A 16,639-nucleotide genomic window follows, 5' to 3' on the forward strand; every position below is an offset into this window, starting at 1 on the left:
GGATGTCTCTGTTCAAACAACTATTGATCGCAATCTGTCTGTTCCTGGTGGTCGCCTTCAGTGGCAGCTTCATGGTCAGCCTGGAAAGCTCGCGCACCCAATACGTCAACCAGCTTCGCTCCCACGCGCAGGATGCGGCGACCGCACTGGCATTGTCGCTGACGCCCAATATCGACGACCCGGCCATGGTCGAACTGCTGGTCAGCTCGATCTTCGACAGCGGCTATTACGCAAGCATCCGCGTGGTGGACCTGGCCACGGATAAAACCATCGTCGAGCGCAGCGGCATTCCCGACAACAACGGTGTGCCCAACTGGTTCGTGAAATTGATCGGCCTGGAGCCGGCGGGTGGCGATGCGCTGGTCAATCGCGGCTGGGAGCAGGCGGCGCGCGTGGAGGTGGTCAGTCACCCGATGTTCGCCCTGGCCAAACTCTGGCAAAGCGCCCTGGGCAGCCTCGGCTGGCTGTTGCTGTGCGGCGCGGTCAGTGCGGTGCTCGGCGCGTTGTTGCTGCGTCGGCAGTTGAAGCCATTGGACTACATGGTCAAGCAGTCCCACGCCATTGCCCGTCGCGAGTTTCTCAGCTTGCCCGACCTGCCGCGCACGCCGGAACTGCGCCGCGTAGTGCAGGCCATGAACCAGATGGTGGAAAAGCTCAAGGCGCTGTTCCAGGAGCAGGCCGAGCGCAGCGAAAAGCTGCGCATCGAGTCCTATCAAGACAACCTCACCGGCCTCGCCAACCGGCGTTATTTCGAAATGCAGCTCAACGCCCGTGTGAGTAACCCGGAAGAGACCAGCTCCGGCTATCTGCTGCTGCTGCGGGTCAAGGACCTGGCCGGTCTCAACCAGCGCCTCGGGGGCCAGCGTACCGACCAATTGCTGCAAGCGGTCGGCGAACAGCTGCTGCGCGAGTGCGAGCCGTACCCGGAAACCCACAACCTCGTCACCCGTATCCGTGGCGGTGAGTTTGCGGTGCTGGCGCCGGGGCTGGTGCGCGAAGAAGCGCTGCAACTGGCGCAGAACCTTGAGACCACGTTGCTCAGCCTGCAGGCCACTGGCGCCAGTGATGTCACGCCGGTTGCCTATATCGGCCTGGCACCGTTCAACCATGGCGACTCGCCCCAAGCGTTGTTGACCCTGGCTGACCAAGCCCTGGCCCAGGCCGAAGGGCAGGGCGACACCAGCTGGGTGTGCCTGGACCATAGCGCCGCCGCCAGCGTCGGCGACGATCACCATGCGTGGCACACGCTGCTCGACCAGGCCCTGACCCAGCAGCGTTTCCAGCTGTACTTCCAACCGGTCGTCGCCAGCCAGGACCCGCAGCTGGTCTTGCACTACAAAGTGCTGTCGCGCTTGCAGGATGAAGACGGCCACACGATACCTGCCGGGCGTTTCCTGCCGTGGCTTGAGCGCTTCGGCTGGACGGCGCGCCTGGACCGCTTGATGCTCGAGCAGGTACTCAAGCAAATGGCCGGCCACAGCCATAGCCTGGCGCTGAACCTGTCTGCCGCGACCTTGCAGGATGCTCAGGCGCTGAATCGGATTTTTGAGCTGCTGCGCCAGCACAGCAACCTGGGCCCGCGCCTGACCCTGGAAATCGGTGAAGAACAATTGCCGGAGCAGGCGCTGCTGGAGCAGTTGACCCAGCGCCTGCGCGAGCTGGGCTTCTCTCTGAGCCTGCAGCGCTTTGGTGGGCGTTTCAGCATGATCGGCAACCTTGCACGGCTGGGCCTGGCGTACCTGAAAATCGACGGCAGCTACATCCGCGCCATCGATCAGGAAAGCGATAAACGCCTGTTTATCGAGGCGATCCAGCGTGCGGCCCACAGCATCGACTTGCCATTGATTGCCGAGCGCGTGGAAACCGAGGGTGAGCTGAAGGTGATTCGCGAGATGGGGATTTTCGGTGTGCAGGGGCAGCTATTCGGTGAACCGGCGCCCTGGAAATAATCCAAACCTAACGGGGCACTCGCTTGTGTGGGAGCTGGCTTGCCTGCGATAGCATCACTTCGGTCCGCCTGATACACCGAGGTGCCTGCATCGCAGGCAAGCCAGCTCCACAAAAGCCTGCCCCGATTTAGATTCGGTTTGCCTAACTAAATCAGATCAACCCAGTCTCTTCATCATTGATCAGGTGGCTCAACCCGCCCAACGCTTCCCGCGCGTGGGTACGGTCCATCAGCTTGGCCTGCGCTGCCGGCGGCAGGTCCGTCACGCTGATCACGCCCTTGCGCGTCAGCACCTGAATCAAGTCGTCCAGCACCCGAATCATCTCCAGGTCACTTTGCTTGAGCTGCGCCAGGCTGGTTTCCACCACTTCGTTGGCGTACCAGGCCTGAATCTCATGGTGATCGGCCGGCAGGGTTTCAGTTGATTCGGCAAAGGCGGCGGCCTCCACGCGACTCAGTGCACCCTGTGCATCACGTTGCACGTAAAACATAAGAAACCCTCGAAAATGAGCCACACGCGTTCACCAGCATAGGTCAATGGTGTGTTTATGAGCGCGAGTATGCGATGCAACCGCCCGTGAGGGCCAGTAACGCATCAGCCAAATAAATCGGCCGCCCGAGTGGGCGGCCGGTTCATCGCGTCTTAGGCGGTGTGATCGATCTTGATGGTCGGGTCGGCACCACTGATCAGCGAGTTGATGCTGGTGTGAGACCAATCGTTGCCTTCCAGCTTGATCGTCACATCGGCATTGGCCACGCCGCCAGCCGCGTTGAGCTTGCCTTCACTGCTGATTTGCAGGGTCGACACGCCGTCTACCGTGGTGATCTTGAGGTAGTTGTCGATGGTGCTGTCTGTCTCACCCTTCAACAGATCCTTGAGATCGATCCGGTCACCTTCCGAGGCTTTAAAGTCCTTGATCACATCGTTGCCCAGGTCACCCGCCTTCCACACGAAGGTGTCGGCACCCGAACCACCGATCAGGATGTCGTTGCCCTGGCCGCCGATCAAGGTGTCGTCACCGGTGCCGCCCAGCAGGATGTCATTGCCTTTGCCGCCGTCCAGTGTGTCGTTACCGCCCTGGCCGAACAGGATGTCATCACCCGCGCCGCCCAACAGTGTGTCGTTGCCGTCCTTGGCGCCGGACACGTCGAAGTCGGCATAGTGCTCGGTCACGTACTGGTGCACGTTCGAGGTGGTCACCGCCGTGACCGCCACGCCGGTCTTCTGTGCAACAAAGGCCTGCAGTGCGTTGTAACCCTCACCGGTAATACCGCTGAAGCTCACCAGGTCGCCGAAGATGATGTCGTTGCCGTCACCCCCGTTGATGGTGTCGGCGCCAGGCAGCGTTGCCTCGGTGTGGCCGAGGATGGCGTTGGCCAGGTCCTTCGGATCGATGTTGCTTTGCGGCTTGCCATCGCTGTCGTACGGCCGGAGGTCATTGAGGCTGACGTCGCCGTTGATACCGATGGCTTCTACCGTCGACAAGCCTTTGAGCAGTGCAAAGCCGCTGCTGGCGTTGTTTGTGGTCGCTGTGCTGGTGCTGCTGCCACTGCCGTCGAGGTAGGAGACTTCAAACGTGCCGTCACCCTGGGCGTGCACGGTGCCGATCACGCCATTGTCGTACCAGCCGCCACTGCGGACCTGTACCCATTGGTGCAATTGGCCGCGGCTGTCGATCAACTGCAGGTTAGTGCCGTTGACGTTGATGCTGAACGTGTTACCCAGCACATAGTTGTTGGTGCTGATGTAGTCGTCCAAGCGACCATCGGTGACGCCGCTGTTGTAGAAGTCAGTGACCACCGGGTTGGTCTGCTCGCCGTTCTGGAAGTACGTCGGCTGGCCGTCGGTGATGAAGTAGGTCAGGTTGGTCGCGCCGGTGTTGCCGGTCGCCAGGCCGCTCTGGAAGAAGTTGGCCGTGGTCTTGAACACGTCTTCATAGTTGGTACCGCCGCCTGACACCATCGAGTCCAGCACTGCCTTGAGCAACGTCAGGGCGTTTGGATCGTTGAGGTTGATGGCGACCGACTTGTTCACCTGGGTATCGAAATCCGCCAGGAAGATATTCACAGTCCCCGACGTATTGGCGCCCAGGCTGTCTTTGAGCGAGTTGAACACTGAGGTCAACGAAGCCTTCGCGGCGTTGACCGACGCGGTGCTCATGCTGCCGGAACTGTCCACCATGAACGCGATGTTGTAGTTCTTGCCCTGCACCACGTTCAGGCCGCCGATATCGGCCACGACGATGTCGTTGCCATCGGTGCCGGTAATCGCGTCACTGCCCGAGGTGCCCGTGATCGCGCTGTACGTGGCCGGGTACACCGTCACCGGCAATTGCGCGGTGGTGATGGCCGAACCGCCGAGGCTTTCGGTGGACGTCGAGGTGACGGTCAGGTTGAACTGGCCGCTGTAGTAGGTCGGCGGCTTGATGGTCAGGGTGCTCAGGTCCCAGCCGGTGACGTTGACTTCGCCCACGGTTTTGGTCGCGGTGAAGGTGTGCCCGGACGCGTCGGTGAGCACGGAGCCTGCCGGTACACCGCTGATCTTCACGCTCAGGGTTTCCGAGCCGTCGGTATCGGTCAGCGCGGTGGTGACTTTGGACAGCTTCACAGTGCCGTTTTCCTGGCCTTCGTTGAGCTTGTAGCCCACGTAGTAACCGTCACCGTTGCTGCCATGCAGGTCGGACACGGTCACGCCGGCGTTGGTCAGGTCAGTGACCCCGGTGTACAGCGCTGCGCCGCTGGTGCTCAGGTCTGTGGCCGCTGCGCCGTTGATCGACAGGTTGACGTCATAGCTGCCCGGGCCGGACTGGTTGGCGTGGTAAATCTCAATGCTGTAGTAGCCGCTGACGGTCGGGGTAATCGAGCCGCTGAACTTGCCACTGTTGGTGCCCCATTGCGCGCTGGCCACGTCTTTGCCGCCGACGTTGATCACCAGGCTGTCATCGCCGGTGCCGCTGAAGGTATAGGACTTGCCGGCTTCCATGTACATCAGGCCGGAGATCTTCGAGCCCGCACCTGCCGCCACGTTGGCGGTGGATTCGACGTTGGTCACAATCGCGCTGCTGTTCGGCGTGCCGGCGTTATCAATGGCGTTTTTCAGGTCGGCCGGGGCCGCGCCGTTACCGTTGGTGCCGATACCGGCGATGCTGTTCCAGCTTTGCTTGAGCAAGCCCACCGAATTGACGTTGTTGTCAGCCACATTCAGGGTCGGTGCGTCGGCGACCGGCGTGATATCGACTTTCACCGTGGCGCTGGTGCCCAGGTCCTTGCCGTCGGTAGGCTGGAACTTGAACTGCGCGTAATCGGCCTGCTTGTTGCCAATACCGGTGCCGCCATAACCGTCGGTGCCGGACTCGTTGGCGTTGGGCATAAAGCGCAACTGGCCGCCGTCGATCTGCGCCTTGGTGAAGGTCTGGCCGGCGGTCACGTTGGTCCAGGTGGAGCCGTCGGCCGCCAGGTATTGCAGCTTGCCGGCCACCGGCAGGTCGGTGATTTTCACGCCAAGGCTGGCTTGTGGCGAGTCCACATCGGTCACGCCGAAGTTGGCCCAGGTCAGGGCCAGCGGCGTGTCTTCGGTGCCGGTCACGGCGCTGCCGGTTGCCACTGGCGCATCGTTGACCGCCACCACGTTGACCGTGGCGGTAGCGACGTTGGAGTAATTGCCGCCATCGGTCACGGTCACGGTAATGGTCCGTGGCGTGGTGCTCGGGTCGTGGCTGTTGTTGGTGAACGTGATGTTCTTGATCTGCTGCATGTAGTCAGCCAGCGACGCCGTACCGGTCAGGGTCAGCGTGATCTTGCCGGTGGCAGGGTCTGTGGTCGGGGTCACAGTGATGCCGGTAACGCCTGCGTAGTTCAGCGAATCGCCCTGCTGGGTGTTGGTCAAGACCACGGTGGCGCCGGTCAGTTGGGTGCTGTCCGGATCGGTAATCTTGATGTCGGTGTCAGCAATCGACACGCCCGTGCCGCCTTCGGTGAACGAGGTCTTGTAGTCGGCACCGGTGGCGCCGCTGGAGTTGTTGGCATCCAGGTCGATGACCGGCGGCGCGTCGTTGTCGATGATGTTGGTGCTGACGCTGCCATTGCCGACCACCAGGTTTTCGAAGTTGCCGCCGGTAGTTTTGTCGATGGTGATGACGATCGTTTCTGTCGGCTCGGTGATCTTGTCGTCGATCGTGCCGATCGTGAACGGCACGCTGCTGGCGCCGGCCGGGATCTTCACGGTGTACACGCCGGTGAAATCCGAGCCGTCGGTGGCGGTGCCGCTGTACTTGAGCGTCACGGTCACATCGGTTTGCGCCGGGTTGCTCAGGGTCAGGGTGTAGTTCGCCGTGCCGCCTTCAGTCACCGATGCGTCGCCGGTAATGCTGATGGTGGTGTTGTTGATCACATCCGTCACCTTGGTGGTCACGGTGCTGCCGTCGACGATCAAATGCTCGTACTTGTCGCCGCCGCTGACCACGCCGGTGATCTTGGCAGTCACGTCGTTGGCGCCGACGTACGCATCGTTAGGCGCAGTGGTGGTCGCGGTGTTGCTGGACTGCCCGTTGCCGATGGTAATGGTCGAGCCGTTATCCAACTTCACCACTAGGTCGGAACCGACGTTGGTTACGGCATTGCCGTTCTTGTCGACCAGGGACGCGGTATAGGTGATCTGACCGCCTTCGCTGACCGAGCCGTTGGCTTTGAGCGACACGGTCACGTCGTCGATGGTGTCGTTGACGACGGTGGTCGCCCCGCCTGGGGTGATGGTGACGCCCTCGAAATTACCGCCGGTAGTGCCGGTGATCTTCACGGTCTGGGTGCTTTTGTCGATGAACACGTCGTCGCTTGGCGCATTGACGGTCACCTGGCCGACCAGGGAATCCTTGGCAATCTTGATCGTCGAGCCGTTATCCAGGGTGATCACCATGTCGCTGCCGGCCTTGTTGCTCAAGGTGGCGGTGTAGGTGATGGTGCCGCCTTCGTTAACTTCGCTTGGCGCGCTCAGGGTCACGGTCGTCAGGTCAGTGGTGCCCGGTGTGTCGTATACGGTGGTGCTCACCGGATCCTTGACCGGCACCAGGTTCTCGAACTGCTCACCACCGGTGACGCCCTTGATGGCCGCAGTCACCGTCTGGTTGCCGGCGTACACATCATTAGGCGCGACAACGGTGGCCGTGCTGGAACTCTGGCCGTCGGCAATGCTGATGGTCTTGCCGTTATCCAGCTCGACCACCACAGTTTTGCCGACGTTATTGACGGCATGACCGTCTTTGTCGACCAGGGTGGCGGTGTAGACGATGTTGCCTTTCTCGCCGACGCTGCCGGTGGCGGTCAGGAGAATTCTCACCGTATCAATGGTGTCGTTGACCACGGTAGTGGCGCCGCCTGGCGTCACGCTGAGGTTTTCGAAATTGCCGCCGGTCGTGCCGGCGATCTTGACGGTCTGGGTGCTCTTGTCGATGAACACGTCATCGCCCGGCGCATTGACGGTCACCTGGCCGACCAGGGAATCCTTGGCAATCTTGATCGTCGAGCCGTTATCCAGGGTGATCACCATGTCGCTGCCAGCCTTGTTGCTCAAGGTGGCGGTGTAGGTGATGGTGCCGCCTTCGTTAACTTCGCTTGGCGCGCTCAGGGTCACGGTGGTGGTGTCGATCGAGTCGGTGATGCTCGTCACGGCAGCGGCCGGATTCGCCGCCAGGTTCTCAAAATTACCGCCGGTTGCCTTGGTGATCGTTGTGCTGACAGTCGACGCGTTGTTGTAAACGTCGTTCGGCGGCGTTTGGAAAACGACCGTGCCCGAAGACTTGCCCGCTTCGATGTTGATCGTCTGGCCGTTGCTCAGCGTCACGGTTACCGCGGTTTGCGCTGGATTGGTCAGCGTGGCGGTGTAAGTGATGGTGCCGCCTTCAACGACCGATGGATCTGCCGTCAGGGTGACGGTGGTGGTGTCGATCGAGTCGGTGATGGTGGTGGTTGCTGGCGCAGGGTTGGTTGCCAGGTTTTCGAAGTTGCCACCGGTGGCGCTGGTGATCGTGGTGTTGACGGTCGAACCGTTGTTGTAGACGTCGTTGGCCGGGGTTTCGAAAACTACAGTTCCGCTGGACTTGCCCGCTTCGATGTTGATCGTTTGACCGTTGCTCAGCGTCACGGTCACCGCAGTTTGCGCCGGGTTAGTCAGCGTGGCGGTGTAAGTGATGTTGCCGCCTTCAACGACCGATGGATCTGCCGTCAAAGTTACGGTAGTGGTGTCGATCGAATCGGTGATGGTGGTGGTTGCTGGCGCTGGGTTGGTTGCCAGGTTTTCGAAGTTACCGCCGGTAGCGTTGGTGATCGTCGTGTTGACGGTCGAGCCGTTGTTGTAGACGTCGTTGGCCGGGGTTTCGAAAACTACAGTTCCGCTGGACTTGCCCGCTTCGATGTTGATCGTTTGACCATTAGAAAGCGTCACGGTCACCGGAGTCTGCGCCGGGTTGGTCAGCGTAGCGGTGTAGGTAATGTTGCCGCCTTCAACGACCGATGGATCAGCCGTCAAAGTGACGGTGGTTGTGTCGATCGAGTCGGTGATCGTGGTGGTGGCTGGCGCTGGGTTTGTTGCCAGGTTTTCGAAGTTGCCACCGGTAGCGTTGGTGATCGTCGTATTGACGGTCGAACCGTTGTTGTAGACGTCGTTAGCCGGAGTTTCAAACACTACAGTGCCGCTGGACTTGCCCGCTTCGATGTTGATCGTCTGACCGTTGCTCAGCGTCACGGTAACCGCAGTTTGCGCCGGGTTAGTCAGCGTAGCAGTGTAGGTAATGTTGCCGCCTTCAACGACCGATTGATCAGCCGTCAAAGTGACAGTGGTGGTATCGATCGAGTCGGTGATCGTGGTCACCGCAGGCGCAGTGCTCGGCACCAGGTTCTCAAAGTTGCCGCCAGTTGCACCGGCAATAGTGGTGCTAACGGTGGAACCGTTGTTGTAAACGTCGTTAACCGGGGTTTCGAAAACTACAGTTCCGCTGGACTTGCCCGCTTCGATATTGATCGTCTGACCGTTGCTCAGCGTGACCGTCACAGCGGTTTGCGCAGGGTTGGTCAGCGTGGCGGTGTAAGTAATGTTGCCGCCTTCAACGACCGATGGATCTGCCGTCAGAGTGACGGTGGTGGTGTCGATCGAATCGGTAATCGTGGTGGTCGCTGGCGCAGGATTGGTTGCCAGATTTTCGAAGTTACCGCCGGTGGCGTTGGTGATCGTCGTATTGACGGTCGAGCCGTTGTTGTAGACGTCGTTGGCCGGAGTTTCAAACACCACCGAGCCCGCAGATTTACCCGCTTCGATAACGATGGTCTGGCCATTGCTCAACGTCACGGTAACCGGAGTTTGGGCCGGGTTAGTCAACGTAGCGGTGTAAGTGATGTTGCCGCCTTCAACGACCGAGTTATCGGCAGTCAGAGTGACGGTGGTGGTGTCGATCGAATCGGTAATCGTGGTGGTCGCTGGCGTAGGGTTGGTCGCCAGATTCTCGAAGTTGCCACCGGTGGCGTTGGTGATCGTCGTGTTGACGGTCGAACCATTGTTGTAAACATCGTTAGCCGGGGTTTCAAACACCACCGAGCCTGCAGATTTACCGGCTTCGATGACGATGGTCTGGCCATTGCTCAGCGTCACGGTTACCGCGGTTTGCGCCGGGTTAGTCAGCGTAGCGGTGTAAGTGATGTTGCCGCCTTCAACAACCGATGGGTCCGCCGTCAGGGTGACGGTAGTGGTATCAATCGAATCAGTAATCGTGGTGACTGCTGGCGCAGGATTGGTCGCCAGGTTTTCGAAATTACCGCCAGTGGCGTTGGTGATCGTCGTGTTGACGGTCGAACCGTTGTTGTAAACGTCGTTAGCCGGGGTTTCGAAAACCACAGTTCCGCTGGACTTGCCCGCTTCGATGTTGATCGTCTGGCCGTTGCTCAAGGTAACCGTCACAGCGGTTTGCGCTGGGTTGGTCAGCGTGGCGGTGTAGGTGATGTTGCCGCCTTCAACGACCGAAGGATCTGCCGTCAGAGTGACGGTGGTGGTATCGATCGAGTCGGTGATGGTAGTGGTCGCTGGCGCTGGGTTGGTTGCCAGGTTTTCGAAGTTACCGCCAGTGGTGTTGGTGATCGTCGTGTTGACGGTCGAACCATTGTTGTAAACGTCGTTGGCCGGAGTTTCGAAAACCACAGTTCCGCTGGACTTGCCCGCTTCGATGTTGATCGTCTGGCCGTTGCTCAGCGTGACCGTCACAGCGGTCTGTGCCGGGTTGGTCAGCGTGGCGGTGTAAGTGATGTTGCCGCCTTCAACGACGGATGGATCTGCCGTCAGAGTGACGGTGGTGGTGTCGATCGAATCGGTAATCGTGGTGGTCGCTGGCGCAGGATTGGTTGCCAGATTTTCGAAGTTACCGCCAGTGGCGCTGGTGATCGTCGTGTTGACGGTCGAACCGTTGTTGTAAACGTCGTTAGCCGGAGTCTCAAACACTACAGTGCCGCTGGACTTGCCGGCTTCGATGTTGATCGTCTGACCGTTGCTCAAGGTAACCGTCACAGCGGTTTGCGCTGGATTGGTCAACGTTGCGGTGTAAGTAATGTTGCCGCCTTCAACGACCGAAGGATCCGCCGTCAGGGTAACGGTAGTGGTATCAATCGAATCGGTGATCGTGGTGGTTGCTGGCGCTGGGTTGGTCGCCAGGTTCTCGAAGTTACCGCCAGTGGCGCTGGTGATCGTCGTGTTGACGGTCGAACCGTTGTTGTAAACGTCGTTAGCCGGAGTTTCGAAAACCACAGATCCGCTGGACTTGCCCGCTTCGATGTTGATCGTCTGGCCGTTGCTCAGCGTCACGGTTACCGCGGTTTGCGCTGGGTTGGTCAACGTGGCGGTGTAGGTGATGTTGCCGCCTTCAACGACCGATTGATCCGCCGTCAGCGTGACGGTAGTGGTGTCGATCGAGTCGGTGATGGTAGTGGTCGCTGGCGCAGGGTTGGTTGCCAGGTTTTCGAAGTTGCCACCGGTAGCGTTGGTGATCGTCGTGTTGACGGTCGAACCATTGTTGTAAACATCGTTAGCCGGGGTTTCAAACACCACCGAGCCTGCAGATTTACCGGCTTCGATGACGATGGTCTGGCCATTGCTCAACGTCACGGTAACCGCAGTTTGGGCCGGGTTAGTCAACGTAGCGGTGTAAGTGATGTTGCCGCCTTCAACGACCGATGGTTCCGCCGTCAGGGTGACGGTGGTGGTGTCGATCGAGTCGGTGATGGTGGTAGTCGCTGGTGCTGGGTTAGTCGCCAGGTTCTCGAAGTTACCGCCAGTGGCATTAGTGATCGTCGTGTTGACGGTCGAACCGTTGTTGTAAACATCGTTAGCCGGGGTTTCAAACACCACCGAGCCTGCAGATTTACCGGCTTCGATGACGATGGTCTGGCCATTGCTCAGCGTCACGGTGACCGGAGTTTGCGCCGGGTTAGTCAGCGTAGCGGTGTAAGTGATATTGCCGCCCTCAACAACCGAGTTGTCGGCAGTCAGGGTAACGGTAGTGGTATCGATCGAATCGGTGATCGTGGTGACTGCTGGCGCAGTGCTCGGCACCAGGTTCTCAAAGTTGCCGCCAGTTGCACCGGCAATAGTGGTGCTAACGGTGGAACCGTTGTTGTAGACGTCGTTGGCTGGAGTTTCGAAAACTACAGTTCCGCTGGACTTGCCTGCTTCGATATTGATCGTCTGGCCGTTGCTCAAGGTAACCGTCACAGCGGTTTGCGCTGGATTGGTCAGCGTGGCGGTGTAAGTGATGTTGCCGCCTTCAACGACCGATGTATCTGCCGTCAGAGTGACGGTAGTGGTGTCGATCGAATCAGTGATCGTGGTGACCGCTGGGGCAGTACCTGGAACCAAGTTCTCAAAGTTACCGCCAGTTGCACTGGTAATAGTGGTGCTGACAGTCGAACCATTGTTGTAGACGTCGTTGGCCGGAGTTTCGAAAACTACAGTTCCGCTGGACTTACCCGCTTCGATATTGATCGTCTGACCATTGGAAAGCGTCACAGTCACCGCAGTTTGCGCCGGGTTAGTCAGCGTAGCGGTGTAGGTAATGTTGCCGCCTTCAACGACCGATGGATCAGCCGTCAAAGTGACGGTGGTTGTGTCGATCGAGTCGGTGATCGTGGTGGTTGCTGGCGCTGGGTTTGTTGCCAGATTTTCGAAGTTGCCACCGGTGGCGTTGGTGATCGTCGTGTTGACGGTCGAGCCGTTGTTGTAGACGTCGTTGGCCGGGGTTTCAAACACCACCGAGCCGGCAGATTTACCGGCCTCAATGACGATCGTCTGACCATTAGAAAGCGTCACAGTCACCGGAGTTTGCGCCAGGTTAGTCAGCGTAGCGGTGTAAGTGATGTTGCCGCCTTCAACGACCGAGTTATCGGCAGTCAGAGTGACGGTGGTGGTGTCGATCGAATCGGTAATCGTGGTGGTCGCTGGCGTAGGGTTGGTCGCCAGATTCTCGAAGTTGCCACCGGTGGCGTTGGTGATCGTCGTGTTGACGGTCGAACCGTTGTTGTAGACATCGTTGGCCGGAGTTTCAAACACCACCGAGCCGGCAGATTTACCGGCCTCAATGACGATGGTCTGGCCATTGCTCAGCGTCACGGTGACCGGAGTTTGCGCCGGGTTAGTCAGCGTAGCGGTGTAAGTAATATTGCCGCCTTCAACGACCGATGGGTCCGCCGTCAGCGTGACGGTGGTGGTGTCGATCGAGTCGGTAATGGTGGTAGTCGCTGGTGCTGGGTTAGTCGCCAGGTTTTCGAAATTACCGCCGGTAGCGTTGGTGATCGTCGTGTTGACGGTCGAACCGTTGTTGTAGACGTCGTTGGCCGGGGTTTCAAACACCACCGAGCCGGCAGATTTACCGGCCTCAATGACGATCGTCTGACCATTAGAAAGCGTCACAGTCACCGCAGTTTGCGCCGGGTTAGTCAGCGTAGCGGTGTAAGTAATATTGCCGCCTTCAACGACCGATGGGTCCGCCGTCAGCGTGACGGTGGTGGTGTCGATCGAGTCGGTAATGGTGGTAGTCGCTGGTGCTGGGTTAGTCGCCAGGTTTTCGAAATTACCGCCGGTAGCGTTGGTGATCGTCGTGTTGACGGTCGAACCGTTGTTGTAGACGTCGTTAGCCGGGGTTTCAAACACCACCGAGCCTGCAGATTTACCGGCTTCGATGACGATGGTCTGGCCATTGCTCAAGGTAACCGTCACAGCAGTTTGTGCTGGATTGGTCAACGTGGCGGTGTAGGTGATGTTGCCGCCTTCAACGACCGATTGATCAGCCGTCAAAGTGACGGTGGTGGTGTCGATCGAATCAGTGATCGTGGTGACTGCTGGGGCAGTACCTGGAACTAAGTTCTCGAAGTTGCCGCCGGTGGCGCTGGTGATCGTCGTGTTGACGGTCGAACCATTGTTGTAGACGTCGTTAGCCGGAGTTTCAAAGACTACCGAACCCGCAGATTTACCGGCTTCGATGACGATGGTCTGACCATTGGAAAGCGTCACAGTCACCGGAGTTTGCGCCGGGTTAGTCAGCGTGGCGGTGTAAGTAATGTTGCCGCCTTCAACGACCGATTGATCAGCCGTCAAAGTGACGGTGGTGGTGTCGATCGAATCAGTAATCGTGGTGGTCGCTGGCGCTGGGTTGGTCGCCAGGTTCTCGAAGTTACCGCCAGTGGCATTAGTGATCGTCGTGTTGACGGTCGAACCATTGTTGTAAACGTCGTTGGCCGGAGTTTCGAAAACCACAGATCCGCTGGACTTGCCCGCTTCGATGTTGATCGTCTGGCCATTGCTCAAGGTAACCGTCACAGCGGTTTGCGCTGGATTGGTCAACGTGGCGGTGTAAGTAATGTTGCCGCCTTCAACGACCGATGGGTCCGCCGTCAGGGTGACGGTGGTGGTGTCGATCGAATCAGTAATCGTGGTGGTCGCTGGCGCTGGGTTGGTCGCCAGGTTCTCGAAGTTACCACCGGTAGCGTTGGTGATCGTCGTGTTGACGGTCGAACCGTTGTTGTAAACGTCGTTAGCCGGGGTTTCAAAGACTACCGAACCCGCAGATTTACCGGCTTCGATGACGATGGTCTGGCCATTAGAAAGCGTCACCGTCACCGGAGTTTGCGCCGGGTTAGTCAGCGTAGCGGTGTAAGTAATATTGCCGCCTTCAACGACCGATGGATCAGCCGTCAAAGTGACGGTAGTGGTGTCGATCGAGTCGGTGATGGTGGTGGTCGCTGGCGCAGGGTTGGTCGCCAGATTCTCGAAGTTGCCACCGGTAGCGTTGGTGATCGTCGTATTGACGGTCGAACCGTTGTTGTAAACGTCGTTGGCCGGAGTTTCGAAAACTACAGTTCCGCTGGACTTGCCCGCTTCGATATTGATCGTCTGACCGTTGCTCAAGGTAACCGTCACCGCAGTTTGCGCCGGGTTAGTCAGCGTGGCGGTGTAAGTAATGTTGCCGCCTTCAACGACCGAGTTATCGGCAGTCAGAGTGACGGTAGTGGTATCAATCGAGTCGGTGATCGTGGTGACCGCAGGTGTAGTGCTCGGTACCAAGTTCTCGAAGTTACCGCCGGTAGCGTTGGTGATCGTCGTGTTGACGGTCGAACCGTTGTTGTAGACATCGTTTGCCGGAGTTTCAAACACCACTGAGCCGGCAGATTTACCGGCTTCGATGACGATGGTCTGGCCATTGCTCAGCGTCACGGTGACCGGAGTTTGCGCCGGGTTGGTCAACGTGGCGGTGTAAGTGATATTGCCGCCTTCAACGACCGAGTTATCGGCAGTCAGAGTGACGGTAGTGGTATCAATCGAGTCGGTGATCGTGGTGACCGCAGGTGTAGTGCTCGGCACCAAGTTCTCGAAGTTACCGCCAGTTGCACCGGTAATAGTGGTGCTGACAGTCGAACCATTGTTGTAAACGTCGTTAGCCGGAGTTTCAAAGACTACCGAGCCTGCAGATTTGCCGGCTTCGATGACGATGGTCTGGCCATTAGAAAGCGTCACAGTCACCGGCGTCTGCGCAGGGTTGGTCAGTGTTGCGGTGTAAGTGATCTGACCGCCTTCGGTGACAGTCTCGCCCGCCGTCAACGTAACGGTGGTGGTATCAACCGAATCAGTAATCGTAGTGATCGCAGGTGTAGTGCTCGGCACCAAGTTCTCGAAGTTACCGCCAGTTGCACCGGTAATAGTGGTGCTGACAGTCGAACCATTGTTGTAAACGTCGTTAGCCGGGGTTTCAAAGACTACCGAGCCTGCAGATTTGCCGGCTTCGATGACGATGGTCTGGCCATTAGAAAGCGTCACAGTCACCGGCGTCTGCGCAGGGTTGGTCAGCGTTGCGGTGTAAGTGATCTGACCGCCTTCGGTGACAGTCTCGCCCGCCTTCAACGTAACAGTGGTGGTGTCGATCGAATCAGTAATCGTAGTGACCGCAGGCGCAGTACTCGGCACCAAGTTCTCAAAGTTACCGCCCGTTGCCCCAGTAATAGTGGTGCTAACAGTCGAACCATTGTTGTAAACGTCGTTAGCCGGCGTATCCACCACCACCGTGCCAACCGACTCACCCGCCTTGATGGTAATCACCGAGCCATTGCTCAAAGTGACCGTCACCGGCGTCTGCGCAGGGTTGGTCAGCGTCGCGGTGTAAGTGATCTGACCGCCTTCGGTCACTGTTCCGCCCGCTGTCAGCGTCACCGTGGTGGTGTCGATGGTATCGGTAATCTGAGTCACGGCCGGATTGGGGTCGAGGGTCAGTACCAGGTTGTTGCCGCCAGTAGTGCCGGTGACGTTGACGCTGATCTGGCTTGGATCGATGTAGGGGCTGTCATTCGGCGCCAGCGGTACGTTGACGGTGCCGGTGGTCTGGCCGGCAATGATGGTGATCACTGCGCCGTTGGACAGCGTGATGTTCAGGTTGCTGGAAGGCGCCTGGGTCACCGTGGCGGTGTAGGTCAGCACGCCGCCGGCTTCGGTGATGCTCGGGGTTGCGCTCAGCGACAGGGTGGACGCCTGCAGCACCAGGTTGCCGCTGTTGTCGGTCGAGCCTTGGGCGCCCGCCAGTTGGGTTTGTGTCGCCGTGGTCTGGCCCAGAGGGCCGGTCGGGAAGCCGATGGTCGGGTCGACGCGGCCTGCGGTCGCGTCCAGCACGACGAAGCTGTGGCCGCCGCCTGCGGCGCCGTTACCGGCAGCGGTTGCGCCTGCGGCAGTGGCTTCCAGGTCGGTGGTCGGGTCGGCGCCGGCGGCGATGGCTTGCTGCAGCTCGGCAACCGACGGCGCGGCCTGCTCGGTGGCTGCGGCCAGATCGAGGCTGGAGTCCGGCATGTCGGCGCTCCATTGGGTATCCCGACCGAGGTCCAGCGTGCGGCCGTCGGCCAGTTCTAGGCTGACCGCGCCGGACATGCCGGTGTCTACCTGGTCGCCCGCGAACAGGCGATCACCTTCAACGAGGACGCGGCGTGTCCCTTCCGGAGAAATAACGAAAACTTGACCAACAATGCTTTTGACGATGGCAACAACACTGCTCATTAAAGATTTCTCCGGCGATCCGTTTCTGATGATTTCCATGCGGCCGCTCGCAAGTGCGAGGGCCAAACAGGAGGGGGCGTAGTCTAATTACTTATTGGCGTCAAATAATTGGCTAGATTTATTCGCTATCTAGT

At 59.1% G+C, this 16,639-nt stretch carries 3 protein-coding genes; 1 reads left to right on the forward strand and 2 read right to left on the reverse strand.

The features are described from left to right. Positions 1-2 precede the first annotated feature (2 nt). Complete coding sequence (gene lapD, locus ACP7B3_RS28840) at positions 3-1,949, forward strand: cyclic di-GMP receptor LapD (RefSeq protein ID WP_262207455.1); 1,947 nt, start codon at positions 3-5, stop codon at positions 1,947-1,949. 151 nt (positions 1,950-2,100) lie between these two features. Here the strand turns inward: lapD and ACP7B3_RS28845 are convergent, their stop codons facing one another. Further along, positions 2,101-2,439 carry a hypothetical protein gene (locus ACP7B3_RS28845; RefSeq protein WP_016968775.1) on the reverse strand — a complete coding sequence of 113 codons (339 nt, stop codon included), beginning with the start codon at positions 2,437-2,439 and terminating at the stop codon, positions 2,101-2,103. 152 nt (positions 2,440-2,591) lie between these two features. Beyond that, entirely contained in the window at positions 2,592-16,505 is a 13,914-nt protein-coding gene (locus tag ACP7B3_RS28850) for a retention module-containing protein (protein ID WP_426182725.1), read from the reverse strand. Between the last annotated feature and the right edge of the window lie 134 nt (positions 16,506-16,639).

The organism is Pseudomonas sp. TWRC1-2 (assembly GCF_049896685.1).
Taxonomy (GTDB): domain Bacteria; phylum Pseudomonadota; class Gammaproteobacteria; order Pseudomonadales; family Pseudomonadaceae; genus Aquipseudomonas.